Consider the following 24,625-nt stretch of genomic DNA (forward strand, 5'->3'; position numbering starts at 1 on the left):
CGCCTAACAGGTTTGTGGCCGTGTCCGACGGCAATCCATAATCGCCGAGCCCATCATAGCTGGCCCGCTGGTTGACACGTGTCGCCTCACTCCTAAGAGTGCCGTCCGGAATTAGTTGTGTTGTGGGGCGAAGTCGGGGCGGAATGGCTAATATGCGGGGGGTGTCTGACGACAAAACGTCAGCAAAAGCGTCAGCTTGTCCAGAAGCTTTATCTGGAGATGATCAACTGAAGTTGGCCCGCTCGACACGACGAATCGGACGGGCTCAAACGATTTCCATTGCGCCTTCTCTCGGCCTGCCCCTGTTGTTGGCAGCCTGTGGAGGTGGAGGCGGTGGCGGGGCGCGGCCCGCTCCGTTGCCACCACCACCTCCTTCTCCGCCACCCACCCCGGAGGCAAGCGCAGATAGTGGCGCGGTTGCCGCCGGTGCGACGGCCGTAACTGGCAACGTGCTTGCCAATGACACGCCTGCCGCGGGTCAGAATGGCGCCCCTGCTGTGTCCGCGGTCGCAGTCCAGGGCGGTGCGGCGGGCGTGGTTGGTCAGGCGATCGTCACGGATTTCGGCACGCTGACGCTCAACAGCAATGGCAGCTACAGCTATGCCGCGCTTGACAATGTGGCAGTCAAGGCGCTCGCGGCCGGGCAGACCCACACCGACGTCTTCACTTACACCGTCACCAACGGCAGCGGATCGACGACAAGCACGCTCAACCTCACGATCACGGGCGCCAACGACGCGCCGGTCGCGGTCGCCGATGCTGCTGCCATCACCGAGGACGCTGCGCCCAATAGCGTCGCGGGCAATGTGCTGTCCAACGACAGCGATCCCGATGCCGGAACAGTTTTGGCCGTCGTCCAGGTCGGCGGCCAGGCCGCCAATGTCGGCCTGGCCCTTGCCGGCACCTATGGCAGTCTGAAACTGAATGCCGATGGCAGCTACACCTATACGCTCGACAATGCCGATCTCGATACGCAGCGCTTAGCCGCTGGCCAGAGTGCGACGGAAACGTTCAGTTATCTGGTGAGCGATGGTACCGGCGGCACGGCTCAGGCAGCACTGACGGTTACGATCACGGGCGTCAACGACGCTCCGGTCGCGGTCGCCGATGCCGCCGCCATCATTGAGGACGCTGCGCCCAATGCAGTCACGGGCAATGTGCTTGCCAATGACAGCGATGCCGACGCCGGAGCAGTTTTGGCCGTCGTTCAGGTCAGCGGTCAGGCCCTCACCGGCACCTATGGCAATCTGAAACTGAATGCCGATGGCAGCTACATCTACACGCTCGACAATGAAGATCCTGACACGGAGGCACTGTCCACTGGCCAGAGTGGCCAGGATGTGTTTTCCTATCAGATCAGCGATGGGGCTGGCGGTACTTCAACCGGACAGATCTCCGTCGTTGTGAACGGCCGCACCGCCGCCGTCGCAGCGGCAGATGATGTCATGACGATCGATGCGTCCACGGAATCCGGCGCGGCCCTGAATCTGTTTGCCAATGATGCCGGAACGGGCCTCCAGTTGTCGCTGCTTCAACTGCCGAACAGATCGGGGGTTGGCGGAGCGTTTCCGTGGACATTGTCGTCCGCCATCGGCACCTTGACCGTGGCCGCCGACGGAACCGCATCCTATCAGTTTGGCGGTGGGTGGGCGAATATCGGCGCCGGACAGTCCTACACGGATGTATTTTCATACACGGTGCGCGAGGCTTCGGGCCAAAGCGATTCCGCAACGCTTCGAGTGACAATTTCGCGGGCCGCGGAGCGGATCATCGGCGGGACCGCCGCTCCGGATCATCTGGTAGCGGAGGTGACGGACACAGTCCTGAATGGCGGCGACGGCAATGACGTTCTCGTTGGCAGCTATGGCCAAGACGTTCTCAACGGAGGCGCCGGCAATGATCGGCTGTCGGGTTGGATAAACGATCAGCTTGTCGGTGCCTACTCAGCAAACCGCGACCAATTCTTCGGCGGCGCCGGCGACGATGTCATTGTTGGTGGCGGTAGCGTTTTTGCAGACACGGCAATCTATGCAGGCAAGCGCGCCGACTACAGCGTGCAGGTCACCGGCAGCCAGATCATCGTGCGTGATCTCAACCTGGCGGATAGCGACGAGGGCACCGATACGCTGACCGGCATCGAACTTCTTCAATTCTCGGATCAGATTGTCGCCCAGCCCAATCCGAGTTCCAACTATTTGACAGCCACACAGGGAATTCGCGACGCTGCTATCGATCTGTCCGGTTCTCAGACCTTCTCGATCGGTTCAGCAGATGGCGGTAGGATCTTCTATTTCGATCCGACAGCCGTGCAACTGCTGAGCTTTGCCGGCGATCCTGCTCCTTCCTGGCTGAGCTTCGACCTGGCGAGCCAGCGCCTGGCCGGCACCGTTCCGGCGGGATTCGAAGGGCTCGTAGATCTCCTCGTTCAACCCACAGTGTCGGGCACTACGCGCGAGTTCGATATCGCGCGCTTATATTTTTACACGCCGCGGCCCGGCGACACTGTAGGAACGTCCGGTTCCAATGAAATCTTCGCCGGGACCGGCGGTGACGACCGGGTCTTTCACATGGGCCGCGGCGACAGGGCGATCGCTTCGCCAGGGGCGGACGTCTATGAAGGAAGTCCGTCGGAGAATTCCTCCGGGGCTTGGCCGCTGCTTGATTATTCCGGCTCCGACGCCGCTATTTTCCTGGACCTGAATCTGGGCACGGCCCGCGGTGGCTATGCCGAGGGCGATGTCATTCTCAACATAGGTTCGATCATCGGCTCATCCTTTGCCGACACGATCATCGGCTCGGTGACGTCGGAGGTCATTGATCCCGGTGCAGGAGATGATCATGTCGTGGTCGACCATAAGGCTGTGGATCCTAGCAGTTATGGATATATTCATGTCTGGGGAGGTCCAGGCGCCGACGTTATCGAAGGGGTCAGGCTTGCCAGTGCAGAAGTCGACTATAGCCGTTCGGCCGCCGGCATATCGGTAACGATGGGCGTTCGCGCGAGCGGCGGCGATGCTGAAGGCGATTTGCTGATCAATATCGACAAGATCATTGGATCAAGGTTCGACGACGTCATTCGCCTGGACGCAGCGATTGGGACGAGCTTTTCCGGAGGATCGGCCGACGGGGGTGACGGCAACGACCTGCTCGAGGGCAATGGCGGGAGCAACTGGCTGGACGGCGGTAATGGCAATGATCGCCTGTACGGATTTGCCGGTGACGACAACCTGACAGGCGGCGCCGGTGCCGACACGCTGGACGGGGGCGCAGGCAGCGATACAGTCGCGTATCATGGCAGCGGAGCCGTGCAGATCGACCTCACACAAGGCACCGCGCATGGCGGCGACGCCGAGGGCGACACGCTTATCGGCATTGAGAACATCAGGATGGGCGGTTATGCGGCCGACATCCTGAGAGGCAACGCCGCCGACAATTATCTCTGGGGCCAGGCCGGCAACGACCAGCTTTATGGCATGGCGGGCAATGACACGCTGGGCCTTTATGCCGGTGGATCGAGCGTGCTCATCGATGGCGGAGATGGTGTTGACACCTTCATCGCATTCCAATTGACCGCCATCGATCTGGCCGCTGGCACTGCCAATGCATCGGGCGCCAGCGCCACGCTCATTTCGATCGAGAATGTTGATGTGTATGAGCCGGGCGCAACTGCCTATGGCACGGACAGCGCCAATCTCCTACGCAGCAACACGAGCGGCGATGTATTTCTTTATGGCCGGGGAGGCGATGACCGCCTCTTCGGAGCTAGCGGCAATGATGTGCTGGCGGGCGGCGCGGGCGCCGACCTCTTGGATGGATTTGGCGGTGTCGATACGGCCTCTTATGCCGGCGGTAGCATTGGCGTTCAAGTCGACCTGCGCTCTGGACAGGGTCAGGGCGGAGACGCTGCCGGCGATACGCTGCTGCGTATCGCAAACCTGATCGGGAGCGATGCGGGCGACATCCTGGTCGGCAATGGCGACGTCAACAGCCTGCGCGGCCATGATGGCAATGACATTCTGCTGTCGATCGGCGGCAATGACTGGCTCGTTGGCGACAATGGCGACGATCTTCTGATCGGTGGCACGCAGAACGCCGGGGCGGGAAGAGATCTTCTGGTAACGCTCGACGGAAGTTCGACGATCGGCACCGGTGGCGCGGGCGCTGATACGTTCGTGCTCGATACGGCCGTCAATCAGGGCGCGACAGGCTACAGCTTCTCGACCGCGATCCAGGACTTCTCGCAGTCCGATGGCGACAAGCTCGACCTTTCCGACCTGCGTGACAGCGGCGGCAATGTGCTCGATCTTCAGGATATTCTCGATCATGGCGCCGTCACCGGCGGCAATCTCGCAATCGATCTGTCGAGCTTCACATCGGGTGGCCAGGCGGTCAGCGGCAGTGTGACGCTGGTCGGAATCGATGATCCCAACGACCTGACTGCGGCCGACTTCATCTTTTCCGGCGGGGTCGATTGGCAGGCACAATTGCCGTCCGGCCTGTCGCTGACCTGACGATTCCGTCATGGAAATCCAGATCTGAGTGATGTTGCCGTGCCTATTCTGACAATGCTCCGCGCCACCGGCGCCTCGGTCCAAGCACGCCTTGCTACCACGCGCCTTGGCGAGCGCTATTTGCGCCTGGTCGATGATGTTGCAGCGGAGGCAGCGGCGTGGCCACCGCCGCGGCCCTTGGGGCAGGGGGTGCTTCAGGCGGACGATGGTGCCAGGCTCGGTTATCTCGAAACCTGCCTGCTCCATCTTTGCGCCTATCACGATATCGGCGTCAGCCGGGCAGCAATCCTGGCCGATGCGTCGGGTGATCGTCTCGACCTCGATATCGCCGGCTTCGTGGCCAGGGCGGAAGATCTCGGCCTCGTCGCGCGCCCCCGCACGGTTTCCCTTGAGCGACTGGGCAGCGCGCCGCTACCGGCTGTTGCGATCCTGAAAGGTGGACGCGCCGCCATATTATTGGCGCGCATAGGCAGCGGTTTCCAGGTGCTCGACCCTGATCTCGGCGATCAGCCCGTTGAAATCCATGGCGCACAACTGGCCGCCGACTATGATGGCCAGCTTCTTCTCGTCGCGCGCGCGCCGCGGCGCAACGTCGTCGGCGAGACGAGCGACACGAGCTCGGGCGCGCACTGGTTCTGGGGTGCGATCGCGCAGAATCGCGGTCTTTATGGTCAGGTCGTACTCGCCGCCTTCGTCTCCAACATTCTTGGCCTGGTCGCCGCCATTTTCAGCATGGTCGTCTACGACCGCATCATCCCCAACGGGGCGATCGAATCGCTGATCGCACTCACGATCGGCGTGACCGTGGCCCTTGGCTTCGATTTCGTAATCCGGATGCTGCGCGCGGCCTTCATCGACCGCGCTGGTGAACGGGCCGATCGCGCCATGGGGCGACGCATCTTCGATCAGCTGCTCAATCTGCAGATGAAGGCGCGCAAAGGTTCGACCGGAGCGATGGCAAGTCGGCTGCGCGAGTTCGAAAGTCTGCGTGACTTCTTCACCTCGGCATCGCTCGTTGCGCTCGTCGACCTGCCTTTCGTGCTACTGTTTCTGCTGGTGATCTATTGGGTCGCCGGTCCGCTTGTCCTCGTGCCGCTGCTCCTCATGCCCGCCGTCGTCCTTAGCGGCGCGCTGTTGCAGCCGTTCATGGCGCGCCTGGCATCGACGATGCACGCGGAGGGCATGACCAAGCAGGGCGTGCTCGTGGAAACCGTCGCCGGCATCGAGGCGATCAAGGTGACGGGCGCGGCGAGCCTGATGCGCGAGCGCTGGGAGGAGAGTCTGCGCCATCAGGCAGCGGTGGGCCTCAAAACGCGCCTGTTCGGCCAGCTTGCCTTCAACATCGCCGGGTCCGCGCAGCAGATGACGCAGATCCTGACCATCTTCTTCGGTGTCTTTCTTATCAATAACAATGCGTTGTCGATGGGCGGACTAATCGCCGCAGTACTGCTCGGCAGCCGCGCCATGGCGCCGCTGGGCCAGCTCGCGCAGATCCTCGCACGCTTCAGCCATGCCGTCACCAGCTATCGTTCGATCGACGCACTGATGGAGGCCCCGACCGACCGCATAACCTCGCGTGCCTATTTGAGCCGTCCCAAGGTCAATGGCGATATCCAATTCAGCGGCGTGAAATTCCGCTATGCGGATCAGGCCGAAGCCGCGCTCGACGGCGTGACCTTCGCGATCAAGCCGGGCGAGAAGGTCGCGATCCTCGGCAAGGTCGGTTCGGGCAAGACTACCATCGCCAAGCTGCTGCTCGGCCTCTATGAGCCCGATGAAGGCGCCGTCCGGCTCGACCATACCGATCTGCGTCAGATCGATCCGCTCGATCTGCGGACCAATATCGGCACCGTGTTGCAGGACGTGTGGCTGTTCAGCGGCTCGGTTCGCCGCAATATCGCCATCGGCGCTTGTCGCCCGAGCGATGCCGGGATTTTGCGCGCAGCCGAAATCGCCGGCGTGCATGACTTCATCAAGGAAACGCCGAGCGGTTACGACCTCATCCTGCGTGAACGCGGGGAAGGACTTTCGGGCGGACAGCGGCAAAGCATCACGATCGCCCGCGCGCTCGTTGGCGATCCCAGCATCCTTGTGATGGACGAGCCGACAAGCATGATGGACCCGGCAAGCGAGCAGCGGCTGCTGGCGCGCTTGAAGGACCATGTTGCGGACAAGACGTTGATCATCATCACGCACCGCACAAGTCTGCTGGCGCTCGTCGATCGCGTCATCGTCATGGATCGCGGGCGGGTCGTTGCAGACGGGCCCAAGTCGATTCTTGAACGCTCGGCCTCGAGGTCCGCCGAACCTGAGATCATGAGCTGATCATGACATCCGCAATTCACGATTTCGAGGCCCGTCAGGATCGTGGCGCCAGCCTGTTGCTCTATGTGATCGCGGCGATGATTCTGGTGACGCTGCTTTGGGCGGCACTCGCCAAGGTCGACAAGGTCACACGTGGCGAAGGCAAGATCATTCCTTCAGGCCAGGTACAGACGATCCAGAGCCTCGAAGGCGGCATCCTTCGGCACATATTGGTTCGCGAAGGCCAGGTCGTGGCCAAAGGCCAGGCCCTGCTGGAGATCGATCCGACGCTGCTGCGTTCCGATCTCGACCGCAGCCAGCAGAAACAGGCGGCGTTGCGTGCACGCATCGCACGGCTGACGGCAGAAGCCGAGGGCCGCGCGCTGGTGCTTCCCGCTGATCTGCCGGCCGACGCTGCAGCGCTCGCCGCGACGGAGACGGCGCTCCACAGTGAACGTCAGGCCAAGCGTCAGGCGGACTTGAACGTGCTCGAAAACCAACTGCGCCAGCGCGCGCAGGAGCTGGGCGAAGCACAAGCGCAACTGGCTGCAGCCGAGGAATCGCTTGCGCTTCTTGGTCGGCAGATCGGCCTGATCGAGCCCTTGGTGAGAAAGCGCTTCGAGCCACAGACGACGTTGATCGAACTCGAACGCCAACGTGCCGAGCAATCAGGCAAGCGCAATCAGGCACGCCTCGCCATTCCAAGGCTGCAGGCGGCGATCGCCGAAACTCGCAGCCAAATTGCGGCCAAGACTGCGGACGATCGAGGCGAGGCGTTGGCAGAGCTCAATTCCGCCACTGCCGAACTCGGCGAGCTGTCCAGTGAGCTGCCCGCCGCGCAGAACCGGGTCGAGCGCACGATGATCCGCTCGCCGGTACGCGGTGTTGTCAACCGCGTGCTGCTGACGACGGTGAGCGGCGTCGCCAAGCCGGGCGAAGCGCTGATTCAGGTCGTACCGCTCGACGACACGCTGCTTGTGGAAGCGCTGATTCGTCCCGAGGACATCGCCTTTCTACGGCCCGGCCAGCCGGCACGCGTGCGGCTGACCGCCTATAATTTCACGCGATACGGCAGTCTCGATGCGCGGCTCGTCAACATCGGCGCCGATGCCATCGAAATGCCCAAGACCGGTGAACTGCGCTACCGCGTCCAGGTGCGGACCCGGGGCGCGCTTATGGATGCCGATAACAAGCCGCTGCCCGTCATCCCCGGCATGGTTGCCGAAGTCGACATACTGAACGGCAAGCGTTCCGTGTTGAGCTACCTGATCGAGCCGGTCATCCGGGTGAAATCGAAAGCCTTCCGAGAATGAGCAAGTCGAAGACGCTGTGGCTGCCGGGGTTGGGCGCGCTTCTGCTATCTGCCGGCCCAGCCATGGCTGCTGGGACAGCACAAGATGTCGCGGGTGACGTCGATGTGCTGACGGCGCCCTTTGAGGTGGCGGACTTTGCAACCTTCTCCGTGCCGATTTCCCTGGATAGCGATGATGCCTCGGCGAAGCTGGGGGCCGATCCCTTATTGGCAAGCGTCGCTGAGGCCGTGCGGACGCATCCCGAGGCGCGAGCTGCCATCGAACGGGGGAGGGAATCGGACCTCGGGGTGCGAGCCGCCAGATCCGATCTTTATCCCAAGCTCGATGTCGGTGTCGATTTGCTCGGCAGTTGGACCAACCGTACGCCGGTCGGCGGGCGCCAGCAGAGGATTACCAACCAGTCACTGTACCGGCCCGATGCCTATGCAGCCGCCGAGCAGCTGCTATTCGATGCCGGATCCAGCTTTGCGCGTATTGCGGCCGCGCGCTACCGCAAGGACGCCACCATGGCCGAGGCGCAGGTGAGCGCAACCAACGTCGCCGTGCGGGCGATTGCCGCCTATTGGGAGGTGCTGCGGCTCCGCGAGGCCGTCAAGCTTGCCGACGCCAACGTCACGGCGCATGCTGTCCTGCTGGAGCGGGTCAGCGTGCGCGTCGAGGCTGGTGCTGCGTCGGAAGGCGATCGCCTGCGTGCGGAAGCACGAACCAACACCGCTCGATCCCATGCGTTCCTGGCGGAAGGCGCGCTCAAGCGCGCAGAAGCCGAGTATGAAGCGGTATTTGGTGCATCGCCGGGCGCGCTCACTTGGCCGACGGTCACGCCGCATCTGGCCGGCGACGTCAATGCGATCATCAACCGCGCCTTGGCGGCCAGCCCCTCACTGCAGGCGGAGGATGCGACTGTCGCTGCAGCGCGCAAGGACGCCGATGCGGCGCGCGCGGGTTTCTGGCCAACAATTTCGCTCGCTGCCAACGCGCGGCAATATGACGTGCTCGACCGTGACCAGCGCCTTTACGATGTCGGAGCCCAGGTCGTGATGCGCTACCGCCTGTTCTCAGGCGGTCGCAAATCGGCTGAAGCAGCCCAGGCGCAGTCGCGGCTGCGCCAAGCCGAACTGGCACGCGACCTCGAACGCCGTGAACTGGAAAACGAGATCCGCTCAGCCATGGCCGATGTCGCCACACGCGAGCGCGAGTTCGAGGCGTCCAAACGCGCGGCCGAAACGAGCCAGCAGACCTACACCGCCTATGTCGAGCAATATGGCATCGGCCGACGCACTCTCGACGACCTGCTGGACGCACTGAACGAAGCCTATCAGGCGTCCGGTCAGTTGCTCCAGGCACGCGTTGACATGGATATCGGCCGCTATGCCCTCGTGGCCCGTACGGGCGATCTGCTGACCTTGGTCAACGCAACGCCGGACTCTCCGATGACAGCCGGGCAGGCGAATTGAAGCGCCGGTCGCACGAATGTGCTCTGAGTTCTGACGCACCGTCGAGACCAATTTCACCGATGTTACCGATCCGGGCATTGGCCGAGCCAAGCTTCAGCAGGTTGCGGAATTCGTCGATGCCATCTTGCTAAATTGCCCCGGCGACCAAATGCCGCCGGGGTGGAATATAGACCTGCGAATATGCGCTTGCAGCGTAGTCGGAACTAGGCGCCGTCGGCGCGCAGCATAGGCTTTCCGCCGTTCAGGCCTTGATGAAAGCGAGCAAGTCCTCGTTGAAGCGATCCGTCATCGTTTGGGCGAGGCCGTGGGGTGCGCCGGGATAAACCTTGAGCGTGGCTCCTTTGACGATTTCGGCTGTCTTCAGCGCAGAGGCCCCGATCGGAACGATCTGATCCGCGTCTCCATGGACCACCAGCGTCGGTCGATCGATCCGCTGCAAGTCGGGGGTATAGTCGACTTCGGAAAACTGCTTGATGCAATCATATTGCCCCTTGAGGCCGCCCATCATGCCCTGGAGCCAGAAACTGTCGCGGAGCCCTTCGTTCACCGTCGCGCCCGGCCGATTGAAGCCATAAAAGGGCGTGGTCAAATCCTTGAAAAACTGGGAACGGTTTTCAAAGGTGTTTTTGCGGATGCCGTCGAACACGCTCATCGGAAGCCCTTCGGGATTGGCAGCGGTCTTGAGCATCAGCGGCGGGACCGCACCGAGCAACACGACTTTCGCGATGCGCCCCGTCCCATGCCGACCGATATAGTGGGCGACTTCCCCGCCGCCGGTCGAATGCCCCACAAGAACGAGGTTTCGAAGGTCGAGCGCCTCGATCACTGCCGCAAGATCGTCGGCATAGTGATCCATGTCATTGCCGTCCCATGTCTGGTCGGAGCGGCCGTGACTACGGCGGTCATGCGCGATCACGCGATAGCCGCGCATACCAAGGAACTGCATCTGGGAATCCCACGCATCCGCGGTGAGCGGCCAGCCATGGGAGAAGAGGACCGGCTGTCCCTGGCCCCAATCCTTGTAGAAGATATGGGTGCCGTCGGCGGTAGTGATATGGCCGGTAGGACGGGCGCCGCGTTGCGATCCCGCCGGACGGGAGACCTCCGCATTAGCGGGGCTGCCAGCCAGAACTGCTCCGGCGATACCAAGGCCGCCGGCAATTCCGAGGCTGCTGGTCAGGAGTGTGCGCCGCGTCGGCTCTGTCATGTCTGCTGCAGTCTGGCTCATCATCAATTCCCTGTGTTTCAGTGGGGCCGGACACCTTCTGACAAGATGGTGCCCCAGGGGTTCGCATGATGAGGATATGTGCCGCCAAGTGCTTGTATGGACCTGCGTCGAACAGGCAAAGTCGCAGGCGAAATCACGAGGGCGTACGGAAATAGCAGGTCTCACGCGACAAGGGACGGCGGAGCAACCATCGTCATCATGGGACGTGACTGAGTTATCCGCGCTTTCGTGAGCGTTGTGCGATTTGCGCCAGATTTCGCCGCTGACCGCAGAAAAATCCAATCCTGGCGGCGACGTGCGTCATATTGAGATTGTGGACGGCCTCGCCTGGACGCTTGCCGTTCGAAGAAGGAGTCCCGTAGTCGATGAAGACAGGCCTTGCCGATCGAATGGTCGCCTTTTGCGTCCTGGTCTGCACCGCGTCGGCCGTCCTGGCCGATCCAGCCGAAAAGCCTGGCGCTTTGCAAAAGGGCCTTCAGCAGGGAAAGAATATCATCGACACGCCCGCCCGCGACATCGGCGCCGACAAGATCAGGATTCCGCCTGTGCTCGAAGCCGCGCATTACGATCCTTACGGATTGGACGGCACGGCCACATGCGCCCGGCTGGTCCAGGGGGTCGCCGATCTCAATGCTGCGCTCGGATCCGATTTCACGGTCATGAACGAGAAGAAGGAAAATGCGGCCGGGAAGCTGGCCGAGGCTGGCGGCAAGTCACTCGTCGGCGGGCTGATACCCTTTCGAGGTCTCGTTCGCGAAGTGTCGGGCGCGGCTCCAGCGCAACGCCGTCTGAATGCTGCCATCGATGCTGGCTATGCCCGTCGCGGCTTCCTTCGTGGGATCGCCTATGCCCGCCGATGCCGTGGCCTGGGCGACGGGAGTTGAAGTCCGCTGGGCAAATGTCTGGCCGTGTCCGGCGCCCACGTCCGTGCCAGCAGGCCGGCCCCGACGGCTCAGGCCGTGCTGCGACAAAGCAGATGGTTGATGCCGGTCTTGCCATCACCCCGTTTTCCGAAGAGGCATAACATGTCTGGACCGAAGCTCTTCACACCGTTCACTATTGGCAAGCTCAACCTTGCCAATCGTATCGTAGTCGCCCCTATGTGCCAGTATTCGGCATCCGACGGCTGCATGAACGACTGGCACCTCATTCACCTCGGGCGTCTTGCGCTATCTGGCGCAGCCTTGTTGACGATCGAAGCGACCGCCGTTCTTCCCGAAGGACGTATCAGCTATGCGGACGTCGGCTTGTGGAATGACCAGACCGAGAAAGCGATCGCGCGTACCATCGAGGGCGTACGTCGCTGGTTGAACATACCGATTGCGATCCAGCTTTCCCATGCTGGCCGGAAGGCCTCTGTGGAGGTGCCATGGAAGGGCGGTCGCCAATTGTCCCCGGCTGCCGCGAATGGCTGGCAGACCGAGGGGCCTTCGACCTTGGCATTCCAACCCGAGCAAAATCCGCCGATGGCGCTTGATCGCGACGGACTGCATCGGGTCAGGGAGGCCTTCGCCACGGCTGCTCGGCGTGCGGCGCGGCTCGGGATCGATGGCGTACAGCTCCATGGTGCCCATGGCTATCTCCTCCATCAGTTCCTCTCGCCGCTCTCGAACAGGCGCGAGGATGAATATGGAGGGAGCTTGGAAAACAGAATGCGCTTCCCGCTCGAGGTCTTCGATGCCGTACGAGCGGCCTTTGCCAGCGATCGCCCCGTGACGATGCGCGTCTCCGGGACAGATTGGGTCAATGGCGGTTGGGACATCGAGCAGACGATTAGCTTTGCTCAGGAATTGGAACGACGCGGATGCTCTGCCATCCATGTCTCAAGCGGTGGCGTCCATCCCGATCAGAAGATCCCAGTCGGTCCGAGCTACCAGGTACCGCTGGCGCGCGCGGTCAAGCAGGCAACGAATATGCCGGTAATCGCGGTCGGGCTGATCACCGGTTACGATCAGGCTGAAGCGATCATCGGCACAGGCGACGCGGATCTCATCGCGATCGCGCGCGGCATTCTCTACGATCCGCACTGGCCATGGCATGCCGCCGCTCATCTGGGTGGGCGGGTGAGGGCGCCCGACCAGTATCTCAGGTCGCAACCGCGCCAGCACAAGCACCTCTTCGACATCGAATAGGAGGCCGCCACGTGACGCCGACGTCTTTCGGGCCTCGCGCCTATCTGGCCGAACAAGACCCCATACCGACGTATGGGGTAACCGGTCCTCAGTCAGGGGAAGAAGCGAACGTCCGTTCGGTTGGAGACGGGCGTCCTGTGCCGTAACCCATTGGGCCACGGGGTATCGCGTCTGTGGTTCGACCGATTGATGCGAGGCTGGATGGCTCGAAGTGGCGCGGCGCCGTGCGTGCTTGGTTCGCAGATATATCGAAGACGGACGCTTCATGATGAGGTGCAGCATGACAAGGGGCGCAAATGCGGAGCCGAGGGCTGCCGTTGAGGCCGTCCTGAATAGAGGCGTCCTCGGTTTAGGGAATCCAGGAGCGACCGGCGGCGACGCCGGGGATCAGGTCAACATGCTGGCGATGGCCGCGCATGATCTGCTCCAGCCGCTTCACTTGATGCTCCGAGCGGTGGAGGAACTGGAGCCATGTTGCAGCGATCGACCGCATCTTCGCTGCTGGCTCGACCTTGCCAAGGAGCAGGGCGCTCGACTGGCGACCGGCCTCCGAAATCTGATGCTCACGAATGAGCGCCGGCTCGGCGCTGCACGAACGGCGCCTCCGACCCCATTTTCCCTTGCCTCGATGTTTGATGAATTGGAGGCCGATTGGGCGCCCTTCGCGGTCGCGAACGGGCTGCGATTCTCGGTCGTGAGAACGTCCGCTATGATCATCTCCGACCGTAGCCTTCTGCGCGCCGTCCTCGGCAACCTCATCGGCAATGCCATCAAATTCACGGCCACGGGTGGTATCGTCCTTGGCGTTCGTCGTCGTGGACATGTCATCAGGATCGACGTCGTCGATACGGGCTGCGGCATCGACGCCGACGACCAGCAGCGGATTTTCGATCCCTTCTATCAGTCCGAGCCCGACAGGCGTGGAGCAGGGCTTGGCCTGGCCTTCGTACGTTCCGCCTGTCGAGAGCTCGACTATGGCGTGGAATGCAGGTCGGTGGCCGGCGTGGGCAGTCGTTTTTCGATCTGCGTCCCGATCCTGCCGCTGGCCGGCCCGGGAATGATCCGCATCGCCGCTGGCGGGTAAAGATCGGAAAAGCACGTTCGCGATGCATCCGCGCCCGTACAGGATTGGTTGTCTACCCGCACATTCCGACAGGGAGGGACGAGCCGGCTTTCCCCGATCGTCTGCGCCACTGGCCCGGGCTGATGGCGGACCGGATCCCAGCATTGACTGGAGCAGCCGAGCGGGATGATCGGTGACGCACGCAACGGCACATAACCTCAGAGACATGGCCGCCCCATACATTGGTATAGGGTCCGGACTTCGACGGCGACTTCGCCGGAGAGCCTGATATCCACGGCAACCATGATTGTGCGGGACCATGAGTGGTTATGATCAGTTTCTCGGCTGAGCGGCTATGACCGTTCAGCCTCAACGCGACGCTCATGCATATCCGGCGACCGTGGAACCGGTCGTCGAGACCGCATCCGGACGATCCCGATCGTGGTTGCTGCGGACACCGCAGATTGGGCATGTCGCCGGTGGGATATTGGCGCTCGCCATCACCATCGCCGACATCGTGACGCCGATCGATCTCGAACTCGCGCCACTCTATGTCCTGGCACCGATCGCGGCCGGGGTCGGCGGGGCCGGCGAACGCGGGGTCTGGGTTTGGACGGTTATCTGCATAGCCGGTGCAATGCTGCGCTTCACCGGCCTGGGAGATCCGACCCTTGATCGTGGCTCGATACATGCCTTGGGCGTATCCGTGTCGACCCTCCTGACCGTCGGGTTCATGGTAGGTCGACGGGCTCGCGCAAACGCACAGCAGCTGTCCGAGCGGCGATATCGACGCATGTTCGACACGCTTGCGGTCGCGATCTGGGAGCACGACATGCGGCCCGTCAAACGGGCGACCGAACGTCTGCGAGCGGCGGGCGTTTCGGATGTCCGGGCCTATGTGGCCGAGCATCCCGAGTTCGTGAAAGAGGTCCGGCGGTCCGTCAGGATCACCGACGTCAATGAAACGGCCCTGCGTATGATGGGCGTCCGGAGCAAGGCGGAATTCTTCCAGAATCTCAGTGACTTCCTTCCCGAGGAAGACCAAAGCTTCGCCAAGTGCATCATCGCGGTCGACGAGGGGCATCCGACCTTTGCTTCTGAAACGCGTGTTCGCGCCAAGTCGGGAGAGCTGATTCCGATTATGGTGGCACTGAGCTTTCCGGCCTGCTCGGGTCTCGACAGGATCACCGGCAGCATCATGGACATCCGCGAGAAGTTACGTCTCGAGGCGGCGCTGGATCGGACGCGACAGGAACTTGATGAGGCTCTGAGAGCCGCCAGCTTGACGGAGCTGACCGCCTCGATCGCACATGAGGTCGGCCAGCCCTTGTCGGCGCTGACCGGTTACGCTCATGCGTGCCGGCGGTATATAAATCGCGAGCCTCCCGACTTGGTGGCATCGCGGGAGCTCATCGAGGACATCATGACAGCCGCTTCGCGGGCAAGCGAGGTCGTGCGGCATGTCCGTCGAATGCTGGACAAATCCGAACCGGAACTGATGGAGATCCATCTCGACCCAATCGTGGCCGAAGCCGTCCACCTCACTTCGCGGGAGGCGGCCGATACTGGCATCACGCTAATCTCGGATCTCAACGCACAGGGTGCTTCGATCCGAGGCGATCGGGTGCTGTTGCAACAGGTCGTCATCAACCTTCTTCGCAATGCGATCCAAGCGACGGTTTCCGCCGGACGAGCCAAACCCTGCATAGCCATTTCTACAATGGTGCTCGATGACGGCATTGCCCTCGAGGTGAAGGATGATGGCCGAGGTTTTTCGGAAGAGGCGCACGAAAAAGCCTTCACGGCCTTTTTCACCACCAAGTCGCACGGGATGGGCCTTGGCTTGTCGATCAGCAGGTCGGCCATCGAAATGCACCGGGGAGAGATCTGGATTTCCGGCAACGGCGCCGATGGCGCCACGATCAGGGTCGAGCTGCCTCGCGCCTGACCATATATGGCGCAGAACTCTCCAAAGCAGGCGCCTAATCGACAATCCCGCAGGGACTCGAACCCTTATCCGGACCAGACCGGCAGCTGGCCGGCAACGACCGCGCGAGGACCGTCATGACCGCAGACCCGAAGCTTCTCCTGCCCGGAGATTGTGCACTTCTCCTGGTCGACCAGCAGGCCGGCCTCGCATTCGGCGTCGGCTCGATCGATCGTCAAACGCTCCTCAACAATAGCGTCGCCCTCGCCAAGACCGCCAAGACCTTTGGCGTACCCGTCATTGCCTCGACGTCCGCGACAAAGGTTTATAGCGGTCCTCTTATGCCTGCCATCCAGGCCGTCCTGCCCGACGTGCAACCGATCGACCGGCGCAGCATGAATGTCTGGGAGGACGAGACGGTACGCGAGGCGATCCTCGCAACCGGGCGTCGTCGTCTGCTCGTCTCCGGCCTCCTCACCGAAGCCTGTGTCACCTTCGCCGTGCTCTCAGCATTGGCCGAAGGATTGGAGGTATTCGTCGTCGCGGACACGTGCGGTGGTCTTACTGTCGAAGGACATCAGCTGGCCCTGCGGCGCATGGAGGCTGCGGGTGCCATCCCGACGTCCTGGATCCAGGTCCTGCTGGAACTGCAACGCGATTGGACACGGCGGGCTACCTATGATGAGGCCCGCGCCATCGTCGAAGCCCATGGTGGCGGATATGGGATCGGGCTCGCCTACGCGCGCGACATGATCCACCCATCCTGAACCCTCGCGATAAAGGCAGCGAGGCTCGAGGCGTTCACCGCTGGCGTGGGATCATCATTACGATCATGCTCCTGAACCTCAGGGTTCCGGACGGATTTGGCTTTTCGGCGCTCAGGGAAAGTGCTCCGCTGCTGATCGCCTATATCCTCAGCTATGTGAATGTCGGGCTCTACTGGAACAATCATCGCCATTTCTTCCAGGCGCCCAGCCGGATCGCACGCCGCGCTTGCCTTCCAAGGCCGGCCGCCGACAAGACGGCGATGCGGTGTGCGGGAACGGAAAAGGGGCGGCCGTCGGGCCGCCCCTCCTTCATTTCGGAATAGGCCTGCCGGGTCAGCTCGTCAGGCCCGTCCGATCATTCGGCAGCCTCGACAATGTCGAGGCCTAGCGCCTGTGCGATGCCGGCCCCATAGGCAGGGTCAGCTCTGGTGCAATTGGCAACATGGCGCTCCTGCACTTCGCGGCTCGCTCCACCGATCTGAGCCGCCGTATTCTGAAACAGAAGCTCGCGCTGTTTCTCCGTCATCATCCGGAACAGCTTGCCCGGCTGTTCCCAATGGTCGTCGTCAACACGATGGTCCCAATGCCGTGCGTCGCCTTTCAGAGCCAGGGGCGGCTCGGAAGACATGGGGTCATCCGCCCATTCACCGTGCCGGTTGGGATAATAGGGCGTCGTGCCGCCCAGATTGCCATCCACCCGCATCGCGCCGTCGCGATGATAGCTGTGGAAAGGGCAGCGAGGAGCATTTACCGGGATCTGGTTGAAGTTGACACCCAGCCTGTAGCGCTGGGCATCTCCATAGGAAAACAGGCGCGCCTGAAGCATCTTGTCTGGCGAGAATCCGATGCCCGGCACGATGTTGGCGGGGGAGAAGGCGGCCTGCTCAACCTCCGCGAAATAATTGTCCGGATTGCGGTTGAGCTCGAACTCTCCAACTTCGATCAACGGATAGTCGGCCTTGGGCCAGACTTTCGTCAGATCGAAAGGGTTATGCCGATGGCTTCGTGCCTGATCTTCGGTCATGACCTGGATAAAGAGGGTCCACTTCGGATAGTCGCCGCGTTCGATCGCCTCATACAGATCGCGGCCATGCGTCTCCCGATCTCGACCGATCGATGCTTCCGCCTCCGCATCGGTGAGGTTCTCGATGCCCTGCTGGCAGCGGAAATGGAACTTCACCCAGACGCGCTCATTGGCCGCGTTGATCATGGAGAAGGTGTGGCTGCCGAAGCCGTGCATGTGGCGGTAGGTCTTCGGGATACCGCGTTCGGACATGACGATCGTGACCTGGTGCAGGGCTTCCGGCAGCAAGGTCCAGAAGTCCCAATTATTGTCCGGTGAGCGCAGCCCAGTACGAGGATCCCGCTTGATCGCGTGGTTCAGGTCTGGAAAGCGGAGTGGATCCCGGAAGAAGAACACAGGCGTGTTGTTCCCGACAATATCCCAGTTGCCCTCATCCGTGTAGAATTTGACCGCGAATCCGCGAATATCGCGCTCGGCATCCGCCGCGCCACGTTCGCCTGCGACGGTCGAAAAGCGGATGAAGATATCGGTCTTCTTGCCGATCTGGCTGAAGACGGACGCTTTCGTGTAGGCGGTTATATCGTGCGTGACCGTAAAGGTCCCGTAAGCACCGGATCCCTTGGCATGCATGCGCCGCTCGGGGATCACTTCACGATCGAAGTGGGCGAGTTTCTCGATCAACCAGATGTCCTGGAGCAAGGCCGGTCCGCGCGGACCGGCGGTGAGGATGTTGAGGTTGTCGGAGACGGGCGCACCCGTGCGATGGGTCAGCTTTTTCGTCATGGCAATGCTCCTGGATGGTGGGCGAGGGATGGTTGGTACGGTCGACCGGGCCGGGGCACGACGTCGCGGTGGGCAACGGAGGGACGGTCTGATACCTGACGGCATGTGCCTGGATGTGCGCGGATGGACCGATGCCGGCTCCTGCCGAGCTCCCCACCGACGGACCGACAATGTGGTTTTCTGTTCAACTCTGCGCAAAAAACGCCAAGACTTTTCGGACCAATTGCGGGCAATTGTGAGCAGTATCCGCCAATCGCATGGGGCGCTTTCTTGAAACCGATCATCTCCTCCAACCCTGGCAAGACCGGAGACCCAGATGGCGCCACGGCCTCGGGACCAAGCTCGCGCGCGAGCTGCAGGATCCCGAGCGGATGGGATTGGACGAAACCCATTCGCGGCATCCCGCATCGACCGGAATTCAGGCCGCCTGCCGCCACTTACGCCGCCAGTTGAGAGGGGTATCGCCGACATGCTGACGGAACAGTCGCGTCAGATGGGCCTGGTCGGTCAGCCCACAGGCGCAAGCGATCTGACTCAACGTCTCGCTGGTCGTGAGCATCAGCATTTTCGCACGCTCCAGACGGCGTCGAACGATGTGGGTGTGAGGGGTCTCGCCGATGCTTGTCTTGAACGCGCGGCAGAAGTGGCCACTGCTCAGGCGGGCGATCTCCGCCAGTGTTTCGACATGGATCGTATCCGACAGATTGGCCTCGATATGTGCCGCGACCAGGCGAATCTGCCAGGTCGCAAGTCCTCCCCGAACGGGCCCGTCCACGGAAACGGGGCGGAGGCGGATGCTGGCCCGGCTTCCTTCGGGATCGCAGCCCTCGATCAACAGCGCGATCTGGCGAAGGCAGGCACGTGCCAGCGCCGGATCGCCTTCGATCGCCTCGTCGGCGTCAGCGACCAGTTTTGCCGCGAGGGGGAGGGGAAACACCGCATGCGCGGGGGGGACCTCCTGAGTTCTCTGGCAGACGGGCGTGACCTTCATCGGATTGTCCTCCGCTCGATTTCTCTGGCGAAAAAACTAAGGTCACGAGGCCGGCTGGGACTACCGAACACTGGTTCGCTTGTCCCATCGAAAAAGGTGTCCGGCCCCATACCCAGGTATGGGGTCGCGCGGCCGGGGCGGCTCCTCTCGCTGCAGGGCGCCTGGCGATGACCGCCGCATCCTCACGCCTGATCCGCTGGAGCGCGGCGATCGCGATCGCCATGACGGCCTTCTTGGTCGATACATTCTCCCACTTCATGAGTGCGATCGCGTTCCTCTATGGGCCAGCCTTGCTGTGTGTCGCAGAGCCGTCCAGGCCACGACAAGTCCGTGCGATCGCGGGAGTCTGTGCTGGGCTCATCCTGTTGAGCTTTGCACTGACGCACGGCGTGCACGCCGACGCGCCCGCCATCGTCCGGCTGCTGCTTTGTCTGCTCGCGCTGGCCTTGAGCGTGGGACTCATCGAGCGGATCGGCCGCGCGCGATCGGATGTCGCGGCACAAGCGCGTCTTCTTGAGGTGACGAGCGATGCGCTCTTCGCCTTGGGAGCCGATGGGCGTGTCACCTACTGGAACCGCGCTGCGAGCGAGCTCTATGGCTGGAGTGCGCCCGAAATGATGGCAGTGGATCCCCACCAGCAGCTTCATACACGCTTTCCCACGACGATGGCTGACGCTTTGGAGGAATTGCGGCGATCTGGACGCTGGGAAGGGGAACTGGTCCAGACCTGCCGTGACGGCAGCAGCGTGACTGTCGTGGCTCGCTGGAATCTCGAACGCAGTCCGGCAGGCGAGATCAGTCGGATCGTGGAAACCCACACGGACGTCACGAAACGACGGATGACCGAAGAGGCGCTCGACAATGCGCGACGTGAAATCGAGCAAGCAATGCGCGCCGCGACCGTCGGCGAGCTGACAGCCTCGATCGCACATGAGGTCAATCAGCCCCTGCAGGCTATCAAAACCTATGCCGGCGCGCTGTCACGATGGTTGCAGCACGAACCGCCCGAGGTAGAGGAAATTAAGCTCGCGCTGGCGGATATCGTCGCCGCCGTGAATCATGCGCAGGATGTGACTCGGTCGATTAGGAATATGATCCGCCGGGACATCACCCCGGTCTCCAGTTTCGCTATCGACCAGCTGATCACGGACGCCGTGGCGCTTCTCCGTCGAGAACGGCCCACCCATGATATCATGATCGACCTGTCACTGCAGGCGGGGGACGCGCAGATCAGCGCAGACCGCGTCCTCATGCAGCAGGCGATCATCAATCTGCTGGTCAATTCGATTCAAGCCATGACGGGCATGGCGAATGGGCCAAGGTTGGTGACGGTTCGGAGCCTTTGCCGGGAGGGCATGGTCGAACTGGAGGTTGAAGATACTGGTCCCGGATTTCCGGCCGATATCCGTGATAGGGCGTTGGATCCTTTTGTGACGACCAAGCCGACGGGGATGGGCTTGGGCCTCGCCATCGTACGGTCGGCCGTCGAAACTCATGGCGGCGAGATCAGGCTGGAGGATAGAGCCGAGAGGAGCGGTGCGATCGTTCATATTGCGATGCCGACGGCAAGGAGGGAGACGGAAGCGACAATTCTCGTCAGCTAAGCGGCCCCATGATTTCCTCAAGACAGACCAGAAGATCATCGACCGACCATGGCTTCTCAAGGAAGTATCGGGCGCCGCCGGCCAGGGCTCGATCCTTCAGGCGGTCGGTCGGATAAGCCGTGATCAGGATCAGAGGCGTAGAGATCCGGCGGCGATTGAGCTCGTCCTGAAGGTCAAGGCCCGACATGCCGCCCATCTGGACGTCGGAGATGATGCAGGCGAATTCCTTCGCGTCGGCCGCAAGAAATGCCTCGGCGGATTCGAACGTCGATGCGGCAATGCCAAACGAACGCATCAGGCTGGCAGCAGACGAGCGTATAAGACGGTCATCGTCCACGATCGCGATGGATTTCGCAGTTGTCACAGTGCCCCCACGTCGCAGTGGCTCGTTATCGGCTCTTCGGGTACCAGCACGTCGGCACCATGGCTCATCAGGGCATGTGAACTTATCATGCGCCTGCCCGCTCCAATGCTTCCACCATCCGGACGAGTTGAGCGATCGTGCGTGCGCGCATCTTCTTCATGAGACTCGCGCGGTGAAGTTTCACCGTGACCTCGCTCAGTCCCAGTTCGCCCGCCGCTTGCTTGTTGAGCAGGCCCGATGCGACGAGCGTCATGACCTCGCGCTCACGAGGGGTGAGCGTCGCCAGCCGCGCCCGGATATCGGCCAGGGAAGCCTTTGCCTGGCGGCTCTCGCGATCCCTGGCGAGTGCGACATTCACCGCATCGAGGATATCCTGATCCCGGAATGGCTTCGCCAGAAAGTCGATGGCACCCGCCTTCATGGCACGCACGGTCATGGGGATATCGCCATGACCCGTGATGAAGATAAGAGGTCGGTCATCCCCTCGCTTGCGGAGTCGCGTCTGGAACTCCAGTCCGCTCATACGGGGCAGTCGCACATCCATGACGATACAGCCGACATCCTCGGGAAGATCGGCATCGAGAAGTTCCTGGGCCGAGGAAAAGAGAGCCGTCCGAAGGCCGATCGAGCGTAACAGGCTGCCTATCGAGCGGCGCACGATCTCGTCATCGTCCACGATGACGACGAGCGGAGGCATTTCGTCGGCGATTTCATCTACAGGCAAAAGCCTCTCTTCCATCATTCCTCCCGTTTGACGTCCGTCCACCGGATACACCGCTATAGCTTCGGAAACCGGCGTTCCGGGCCCCTCGATCGATCGGCTCACTCTCTCGGCCGCATTTGGCCTCATCTTCTTTTAACCTTTGTTGGCGAACGCGCCGTCGCAATAACCAGCTGTAGGACATGCTACCCCGGTGTCAAAGCGCCGAGGAGACCCAGGGATCCGGCAAGGCGCTTTCCCGCAGAATCCGCTCCAAAGCCTTCGCTCCATACAAGCCGGGGCAACCCGACATTGAATAGAGAGGAGCGCTCGGGCGGCCCGTGACCGTCCCCTTGTGCGCGTCTAACGAAGGAGCTCCAGATGCCTTATGTTACCGCCAGCGATGGCACCGAAATCTATTACAAGGACTGGGGCAAAGGCCCGGCGGTCTTCTTCAGCCATGGCTGGCCATTGAGCGCGGACATGTGGGAATATCAGATGATGTTCCTGGCCACGAACGGCTTTCGTGTGATCGCGCATGATCGCCGCGGTTTCGGTCGCTCTGGCCAGCCATGGGATGGCTACGACTATGATACGTTCGCCGACGATATCGCGGCGATCCTCGATACGCTCGATGTGACCGATGTCACCCTTGTCGGCTTCTCCATGGGCGGCGGCGACGTGGCGCGATATATTGCGAAGCACGGCACGGCGCGCGTGAAGAAAGCGGTGCTGACGGCCGCCGTGACACCCTATTTCATCAAGTCGGACGACCATCAAAATGGCGTCGACAAGTCGGTGTTCGACTGGATTCGCGAAGGTCTGTTGAAGGATCGCGCCGCCTTCATCGACAATTTTGGTGAATTATTCTATGGCACCAACCACAATCCCGACGCGGCCTCGAAGAGCGTCTTAGCGCAGACCCTGCAAATTGCCTTGGCTGGATCGATCAAGGCGACCTTTGACTGCGTGGGCGCCTTTTCCGAGACCGATTTCCGTCCCGATATGAAGGCCTTCACCATTCCCACGCTCGTCGTGCATGGCGACGACGATCAGGTGGTGCCACTGGAGGCAACCGGCCGGCTCGCTCATGAGCTCATTCCTGGATCCGAACTCAAGGTCTATCCAGGGGCGCCGCATGCGCTGGTCTTTACCCACAAGGATCAGTTCAACGCGGACCTTCTCGCTTTCCTGAAAGCCTGATCCAAAGGCCGCGGGCTGGATATCCTGCCGGTCCGCGGCTTCGTCGGCTGAGACAGCGCCTTTCCGGACGGTCCGAGGCATGGCTCGGCGCGGGACTTGAGCATCGGCGAGGGATAGCCCTGGCCGGCAGGCATTTCGCAATCACCGACAGTATCGCGCGACGGCCTCTTGCAGCGAATGCCCTTCCGCCTGCCGCGTGGCCGCGCGATAGGCTGACGCACGGATGCCCCGGGTGGTCGCGACCGTGGCGTCCTCGCATCCCCGAGCGCTCGGGGATGCGACCCGCATCGAGGGGAAGTGGGAACAGCCTTCGGCCATCGTCTCCGCCTCAGCTTCCGGAGTGGACCTCGGCGACATAGCCGCCGGGGAAGCTCACCATGGCGCTCTTGCGCCCCGCGCTCTCGAAGGGGGGCACAAGGATCTCGACGCCGGCGGCCTTGGCCTTGGCAAGAGTGGCATCCAGATCCGGCACCTCATAGCCCGTCATCTCCCGGCCATAGGGCCAGGGAAGATGGCCGTCGGTGACAAGGAGCGTCAGCTTGCCGAAGGTCGATTCCAGACGGATCCGACGAAAATGATGGCCCGGCCGCCCGATTTCGATTCCGGGCGCATTGCGCTCATCGGACAGAAGTCGCGCGTGGGCGAATGTCGAAAAGTGTCGGACAAACTCGTCGGCCTTGTCTGCGGACATATAGACCCGATTCTCCGGCACGGTCGCGAGGAGCGCATAGCTGGGCTTGGTGTTGTGCCAGTAGAGCTGCATGATCACGCCGCCCGGCCATTGGATCACCGCATCCCGCCCGATCGGGTCGGGGAAGGTCGATACGATCACGTCCGCGCCCGCTGCGCGCGCCTGCCGGATTGCCTCATCCATGTCGGTGACGAGCCAGCCCGTCCGTTCCGCGCCGAACGGCCAGGGGATCGGAGTCCTGAAGCCGAAGAGGGAAACCGTGCCCACCGGGGTCTGCACGAGCTGGGTGGACGTGCTGCTCGGCGTCGGGGTTACCGTGGCGATGCCCTGCTTGGTCGATGCACCACCAAAGGTCGCGGTGAAGGCCGCGACGAAAGCGTCGACGTCGCTCGGCGCCACATAGACATGGGTGGTGTCATATTGAGGGCCGACCGCGACGCTCGGGGCCTCGCGCGCCAGGAGCGGGAGCGGAGCAGCCGCGCCAAGCAGGGCTGCGATGGCCAAAGCGAATTTCGTTCCGGTCACTCGATATGATGTCATGCTCACGCCTTTCTGATGTCGCGGGC

The 24,625-nt window shown here is 62.2% G+C and carries 19 protein-coding genes; 12 read left to right on the forward strand and 7 right to left on the reverse strand.

Features of this window, described 5'->3' with window-relative positions; translation table 11 throughout:
• Window positions 1–152 precede the first annotated feature (152 nt).
• Genes CLG96_RS18225 through CLG96_RS18240 form a run of 4 tightly spaced genes read left to right on the forward strand, consistent with a single transcriptional unit; the run spans window position 153 to window position 9,582 of the window.
• Window positions 153–4,511, forward strand: a complete 4,359-nt coding sequence (locus CLG96_RS18225; RefSeq protein ID WP_243395869.1) for a beta strand repeat-containing protein — start codon at window positions 153–155, stop codon at window positions 4,509–4,511.
• A 39-nt stretch (window positions 4,512–4,550) separates the two neighbouring features.
• A complete protein-coding gene (locus CLG96_RS18230; RefSeq protein ID WP_207796755.1) occupies window positions 4,551–6,836 on the forward strand; it encodes a type I secretion system permease/ATPase in 2,286 nt (761 codons plus the stop codon).
• A gap of 2 nt (window positions 6,837–6,838) precedes the next feature.
• Entirely contained in the window at window positions 6,839–8,128 is a 1,290-nt protein-coding gene (locus CLG96_RS18235) for an HlyD family type I secretion periplasmic adaptor subunit (protein ID WP_107970233.1), read from the forward strand.
• Entirely contained in the window at window positions 8,125–9,582 is a 1,458-nt protein-coding gene (locus tag CLG96_RS18240; RefSeq protein WP_107970235.1) for a TolC family outer membrane protein, read from the forward strand. The genes CLG96_RS18235 and CLG96_RS18240 overlap by 4 nt, the downstream gene beginning before the upstream one ends.
• A gap of 241 nt (window positions 9,583–9,823) precedes the next feature.
• Here the strand turns inward: CLG96_RS18240 and CLG96_RS18245 are convergent, their stop codons facing one another.
• Together CLG96_RS18245 and CLG96_RS19280 are read right to left on the reverse strand one after the other, a co-directional pair.
• Window positions 9,824–10,813 carry an alpha/beta fold hydrolase gene (locus CLG96_RS18245; RefSeq protein WP_243395859.1) on the reverse strand — a complete coding sequence of 330 codons (990 nt, stop codon included), beginning with the start codon at window positions 10,811–10,813 and terminating at the stop codon, window positions 9,824–9,826.
• 158 nt (window positions 10,814–10,971) lie between these two features.
• Entirely contained in the window at window positions 10,972–11,373 is a 402-nt protein-coding gene (locus tag CLG96_RS19280) for a hypothetical protein (RefSeq protein ID WP_243395860.1), read from the reverse strand.
• On the opposite strand from CLG96_RS19280, the gene CLG96_RS18250 reads away from it, so the two are divergent.
• The 6 genes from CLG96_RS18250 to CLG96_RS18275 all read left to right on the forward strand — a co-directional run bounded on the left by CLG96_RS18250 (window position 11,356) and on the right by CLG96_RS18275 (window position 17,022).
• A complete protein-coding gene (locus tag CLG96_RS18250; protein ID WP_243395861.1) occupies window positions 11,356–11,694 on the forward strand; it encodes a hypothetical protein in 339 nt (112 codons plus the stop codon). The two genes, CLG96_RS19280 and CLG96_RS18250, sit on opposite strands and share 18 nt — an antisense overlap.
• Before the next feature lie 141 nt (window positions 11,695–11,835).
• Window positions 11,836–12,942 carry an NADH:flavin oxidoreductase/NADH oxidase gene (locus CLG96_RS18255; protein ID WP_107970240.1) on the forward strand — a complete coding sequence of 369 codons (1,107 nt, stop codon included), beginning with the start codon at window positions 11,836–11,838 and terminating at the stop codon, window positions 12,940–12,942.
• 397 nt (window positions 12,943–13,339) lie between these two features.
• Window positions 13,340–14,026 carry a sensor histidine kinase gene (locus CLG96_RS18260; protein WP_165799704.1) on the forward strand — a complete coding sequence of 229 codons (687 nt, stop codon included), beginning with the start codon at window positions 13,340–13,342 and terminating at the stop codon, window positions 14,024–14,026.
• 334 nt (window positions 14,027–14,360) lie between these two features.
• Window positions 14,361–15,953, forward strand: coding sequence for a PAS domain-containing sensor histidine kinase (locus CLG96_RS18265; protein WP_107970244.1), 1,593 nt, complete (start codon window positions 14,361–14,363; stop codon window positions 15,951–15,953).
• Window positions 15,954–16,069: 116 nt separating this feature from the next.
• Complete coding sequence (locus CLG96_RS18270) at window positions 16,070–16,699, forward strand: hydrolase (protein WP_107970246.1); 630 nt, start codon at window positions 16,070–16,072, stop codon at window positions 16,697–16,699.
• A gap of 65 nt (window positions 16,700–16,764) precedes the next feature.
• Window positions 16,765–17,022 (forward strand): TMEM175 family protein, encoded by a 258-nt coding sequence (locus tag CLG96_RS18275; RefSeq protein ID WP_243395862.1) that lies wholly within the window; start codon window positions 16,765–16,767, stop codon window positions 17,020–17,022.
• 32 nt (window positions 17,023–17,054) lie between these two features.
• Here CLG96_RS18275 and CLG96_RS18280 read toward each other — a convergent pair whose 3' ends face one another.
• Together CLG96_RS18280 and CLG96_RS18285 are read right to left on the reverse strand one after the other, a co-directional pair.
• Window positions 17,055–18,506 carry a catalase gene (locus CLG96_RS18280; protein ID WP_107970248.1) on the reverse strand — a complete coding sequence of 484 codons (1,452 nt, stop codon included), beginning with the start codon at window positions 18,504–18,506 and terminating at the stop codon, window positions 17,055–17,057.
• Window positions 18,507–18,924: 418 nt separating this feature from the next.
• Window positions 18,925–19,497 carry a helix-turn-helix domain-containing protein gene (locus CLG96_RS18285; RefSeq protein ID WP_107970250.1) on the reverse strand — a complete coding sequence of 191 codons (573 nt, stop codon included), beginning with the start codon at window positions 19,495–19,497 and terminating at the stop codon, window positions 18,925–18,927.
• Window positions 19,498–19,664: 167 nt separating this feature from the next.
• Here CLG96_RS18285 and CLG96_RS18290 point away from each other — a divergent pair, with 167 nt between their 5' ends.
• Window positions 19,665–21,101: a sensor histidine kinase gene (locus tag CLG96_RS18290; protein ID WP_107970252.1), complete on the forward strand. Its 1,437-nt coding sequence runs from the start codon at window positions 19,665–19,667 to the stop codon at window positions 21,099–21,101.
• Here CLG96_RS18290 and CLG96_RS18295 read toward each other — a convergent pair.
• Together CLG96_RS18295 and CLG96_RS18300 are read right to left on the reverse strand one after the other, a co-directional pair.
• The gene (locus tag CLG96_RS18295) at window positions 21,094–21,465 is read right to left on the reverse strand and encodes a response regulator transcription factor (protein WP_165799705.1); all 372 of its coding nucleotides are present in this window, start codon (window positions 21,463–21,465) and stop codon (window positions 21,094–21,096) included. The genes CLG96_RS18290 and CLG96_RS18295 overlap by 8 nt on opposite strands.
• A gap of 85 nt (window positions 21,466–21,550) precedes the next feature.
• A complete protein-coding gene (locus CLG96_RS18300) occupies window positions 21,551–22,291 on the reverse strand; it encodes a response regulator transcription factor (protein WP_341476963.1) in 741 nt (246 codons plus the stop codon).
• 255 nt (window positions 22,292–22,546) lie between these two features.
• On the opposite strand from CLG96_RS18300, the gene CLG96_RS18305 reads away from it, so the two are divergent.
• Window positions 22,547–23,368 carry an alpha/beta fold hydrolase gene (locus tag CLG96_RS18305; protein WP_107970256.1) on the forward strand — a complete coding sequence of 274 codons (822 nt, stop codon included), beginning with the start codon at window positions 22,547–22,549 and terminating at the stop codon, window positions 23,366–23,368.
• A gap of 328 nt (window positions 23,369–23,696) precedes the next feature.
• Here CLG96_RS18305 and CLG96_RS18310 read toward each other — a convergent pair whose 3' ends face one another.
• Window positions 23,697–24,599, reverse strand: coding sequence for a VOC family protein (locus CLG96_RS18310; protein WP_207796757.1), 903 nt, complete (start codon window positions 24,597–24,599; stop codon window positions 23,697–23,699).
• Window positions 24,600–24,625 lie beyond the last annotated feature (26 nt).

Source organism: Sphingomonas oleivorans (assembly GCF_003050615.1).
Lineage (GTDB): Bacteria > Pseudomonadota > Alphaproteobacteria > Sphingomonadales > Sphingomonadaceae > Sphingomonas_H > Sphingomonas_H oleivorans.

Bases quoted from the DNA above. Each gene is read 5' to 3' on its own strand.
- CLG96_RS18225 (WP_243395869.1), top strand. From the start codon at position 153: ATGCGGGGGGTGTCTGACGACAAAACGTCAGCAAAAGCGTCAGCTTGT.
- CLG96_RS18235 (WP_107970233.1), top strand. From the start codon at position 6,839: ATGACATCCGCAATTCACGATTTCGAGGCCCGTCAGGATCGTGGCGCC.
- CLG96_RS18240 (WP_107970235.1), top strand. From the start codon at position 8,125: ATGAGCAAGTCGAAGACGCTGTGGCTGCCGGGGTTGGGCGCGCTTCTG.
- CLG96_RS18245 (WP_243395859.1), bottom strand. From the start codon at position 10,813: ATGATGAGCCAGACTGCAGCAGACATGACAGAGCCGACGCGGCGCACA.
- CLG96_RS19280 (WP_243395860.1), bottom strand. From the start codon at position 11,373: ATGCGCGGCTTCGAGCACAGGCGGAATCCTGATCTTGTCGGCGCCGAT.
- CLG96_RS18255 (WP_107970240.1), top strand. From the start codon at position 11,836: ATGTCTGGACCGAAGCTCTTCACACCGTTCACTATTGGCAAGCTCAAC.
- CLG96_RS18260 (WP_165799704.1), top strand. From the start codon at position 13,340: ATGCTGGCGATGGCCGCGCATGATCTGCTCCAGCCGCTTCACTTGATG.
- CLG96_RS18265 (WP_107970244.1), top strand. From the start codon at position 14,361: ATGACCGTTCAGCCTCAACGCGACGCTCATGCATATCCGGCGACCGTG.
- CLG96_RS18270 (WP_107970246.1), top strand. From the start codon at position 16,070: ATGACCGCAGACCCGAAGCTTCTCCTGCCCGGAGATTGTGCACTTCTC.
- CLG96_RS18275 (WP_243395862.1), top strand. From the start codon at position 16,765: ATGCTCCTGAACCTCAGGGTTCCGGACGGATTTGGCTTTTCGGCGCTC.
- CLG96_RS18280 (WP_107970248.1), bottom strand. From the start codon at position 18,506: ATGACGAAAAAGCTGACCCATCGCACGGGTGCGCCCGTCTCCGACAAC.
- CLG96_RS18285 (WP_107970250.1), bottom strand. From the start codon at position 19,497: ATGAAGGTCACGCCCGTCTGCCAGAGAACTCAGGAGGTCCCCCCCGCG.
- CLG96_RS18290 (WP_107970252.1), top strand. From the start codon at position 19,665: ATGACCGCCGCATCCTCACGCCTGATCCGCTGGAGCGCGGCGATCGCG.
- CLG96_RS18305 (WP_107970256.1), top strand. From the start codon at position 22,547: ATGCCTTATGTTACCGCCAGCGATGGCACCGAAATCTATTACAAGGAC.
- CLG96_RS18310 (WP_207796757.1), bottom strand. From the start codon at position 24,599: ATGACATCATATCGAGTGACCGGAACGAAATTCGCTTTGGCCATCGCA.